Source organism: Microbacterium sp. GXF6406, from assembly GCF_054798215.1.
The window spans coordinates 1-2,646 of sequence record NZ_JBSJZH010000045.1; the positions used below are offsets into that span (position 1 = coordinate 1).

Below are 2,646 nucleotides of genomic sequence, written 5' to 3' on the forward strand. Positions count from 1 at the left end.
GTACTCTCGTCATCGGCACCTAACAGACTGCCATTTAGTGTTACGAAAACAAGGCCACCGACTGCCGACGGTCACAGTCGTGGAGCGTGGCGGCTGTGTGCGTCGGCACGCCGGAATCGATCGTTTTCGGCGCACTCCGACTGAGTGAGACTTCTCCAAAACGGGCATGGTCATAACTTCTTGTTAGACCATGCCGCCAGACGACCCAAGACCCTTCAGCGAAACTGTTGACCCCGCTTGTATCAGTCCGAAGCGGGGTCAACAGTTCACGGCTTCTGCGAGTCAATCCGTTGTATCGGTCTTTTGACCCAACCTCCAGCGCCACACGAGGCAGACGAGCAAAAGCACGAAGGACGCAGGCGCAAGGACCCCGCCCCACTGGAGAAAGAGCTGTCCGAAGGCATCGCGCGCGGTGAGGATGAGTCCTGCAACAAGCAACACGGCCGCGACGATTCCGACCGCGGCGACTATGACGAGGGATGTCTTGTACGCAGTCCTACCGGGCATCTGGATCACTGTCCCCAGCACGACGGCGGGACGGTGCCGCCGGAGTTGAGGTAGATTGCGTTTTGAGGACTGGCGGTCTTGCACAACTCGGTCACCGCCACGCCGAGCGCAGCAAGCCCTCCAACGGCCGCTGCAACAGCTGCAACAGGTGCGCCGATCTTTGTTAGCAAGGCAACAGCGGCGGTGGCACCTCCTCCAGCGACGATTACCTTCAGCGCCGCGATGAATGTATCCGTATCGCAGGAGTTCAAGGCCCATTGGAAACCAATCGGGAAAAAGTACCCGTTGTACTGCGTGACCCCTGTGCACGCAGTCACCGCCTTTGACGCCACCTCGCCGGCTGCTTCGGCAGTGTAGTCACCGTGAATCGTCCAGCCTGCGTCGGCGAGGATGATCGCATAATCAGCAATCGCTTCCTCGTCCGCACCCGCTTCGCGCGCAACGTCGGCGTCGAATGTCTCAGCGTCATCATCGGTGCCGATGACGACGGCGTCGATGTCCGCCTGCTGCTCGATAGTGAGCTCATATCCTTCGGTCTCGTCCACAGGCGGCGCCTCAGCCGCCGTCGCGATTGTCGGTGCCGTGAAGGTGAGCAACATCGCCCCTAAGACTGCAGACGCAACAGCTGGCAGTCGCTTCTTCGTAATCATATTTATCTCTCCGGTTTCGTATCATCCTGCGAGCCGCGAGTGGCTCCATCGGGGCCACGCTACTTGCGTACCTCGCGTCTTGTCTGTCCCCCCTTCAGGGGACATCTCGCGAGAGTCTGATGACCTCGACCGAGACCCAGCGTCTGGATCAATCCACCATCGGCTGACGAGACCCAACTCGCCGCGTAACACCCACGGCCTCATTCGCCTTGACGAGTTCCAGAGCGTCGAGCGCCCATGATCACTTGAAGCATCGGCTACTCGCCAAGTCCGCGCAATCTCATAACATCTATGGTTCATAACAGATGGAGGACGCGACAGCCCGCCCGCGCGAGTCCACCGAAGACCCTCGCGGTTTGCTGATTATGACAACCGTTTGTGGCAACCGTTTCGCGCCCTACATCTGACTCCCGCCGAAAACGATCGTTTGCGGCAGGCCGATCACAAGACAGCGAGGCATCCCGCATGGACAGCAGAGCTCTCAATTGAAGCGACTCGCGACTTCCGCCTCTTGCCGAAGCCGATCGAGTGCGTCGCGGTACTCGGGGTCTTTAGTCACATCGTCCTGCGAGTGAACTTCCCACGTGCTCTGCTCATACTTTGTTTCAAGAAGCTCGATGATGTCGTCGTACAGCGCCGTGAACGTCTCAGGAGATGCAAACACCGTGACGGACAACTCCGCGAGCGTGAACCCGTCGAGGGCCGTCACGATACCGGCTCGATATTCGCAGTGATCTTGGCCGAGGGCGCGCGCCGTTGCTCGCGAAGCTGCCGCTTGCTACGGGAGAGCGGATAGCGGGCGTCAAGGCGGGGTTCGAGGATAATCCGGCCGAGTGCGATGAGGATCAGCAGTCCACCGGTCCAGTATGCGAGGAAAAGCGCAAGGCCGGATGACCCCATCGTGAAACTCAGAACGGTGAGAACTACTCCGATCCCGACGTACAGCCACCGCCACGCCGCAACCGCACGATCGCGGGCGCTCTGCTGTTCAGCAGCGCGTGAATCGAGCGCTTCTACGCGATTGCCAAAGTCCGCGTCGTCGATGTTGGTGAAGAGCTCACTCACCGATACGCGCAGGGCGTCGGCCACTAGAGACAGAGTCTCCAGGCTCGCTTCATTGCCTGCTTCCAGGCGCTGAATCGTCCGCAACCCGACGCCGCTCTCAGTGGCGAGCCGCTCCTGGGTCCAGCCGGCTGCCTGCCGAAGGTCCGCGATTCGTGTTGTGTTCATGGAACTCATACTCGCCGTTCGCTGCCGCCTTCACCACGTCACGGGGCCGCCAGTCAGCCGCCAGGTTCCCGCCGTGGGGCCGCCATCGCGGTCTTTCTGTGTTTCGCGATGCAGGTTGCTCACGCGGATCGGTCAAAAACCTCTGCCTAAACCCCCCTTACGGACACCGTTTGCGGCAATCCTGAGTATTAGGCCCTCTGAGCACCACCGGTATTGCGGTTGAGCACCGCTCGCTGAGCGACGTGTTCTTGTCGTTGAG

Annotated in this window: 3 protein-coding genes; all 3 read right to left on the reverse strand. The window is 60.4% G+C overall.

What is annotated here, in order from left to right; translation table 11 throughout:
- Positions 1 to 512: 512 nt before the first annotated feature.
- Positions 513 to 1,052 carry a hypothetical protein gene (locus ACWAUG_RS13455; protein ID WP_460802812.1) on the reverse strand — a complete coding sequence of 180 codons (540 nt, stop codon included), beginning with the start codon at positions 1,050 to 1,052 and terminating at the stop codon, positions 513 to 515.
- Between the two features lie 586 nt (positions 1,053 to 1,638).
- Entirely contained in the window at positions 1,639 to 1,866 is a 228-nt protein-coding gene (locus tag ACWAUG_RS13460; protein WP_460802813.1) for a hypothetical protein, read from the reverse strand.
- On the reverse strand, positions 1,863 to 2,387 hold the full coding sequence (locus tag ACWAUG_RS13465) for a helix-turn-helix domain-containing protein (RefSeq protein ID WP_460802814.1): 525 nt from the start codon (positions 2,385 to 2,387) through the stop codon (positions 1,863 to 1,865). The genes ACWAUG_RS13460 and ACWAUG_RS13465 overlap by 4 nt, the downstream gene beginning before the upstream one ends.
- Positions 2,388 to 2,646: the final 259 nt, after the last annotated feature.

What these genes read in the sequence shown, in the direction of transcription:
- ACWAUG_RS13465 (WP_460802814.1), bottom strand. Translation starts at nt 2,387, where the DNA reads ATGAACACAACACGAATCGCGGACCTTCGGCAGGCAGCCGGCTGGACC.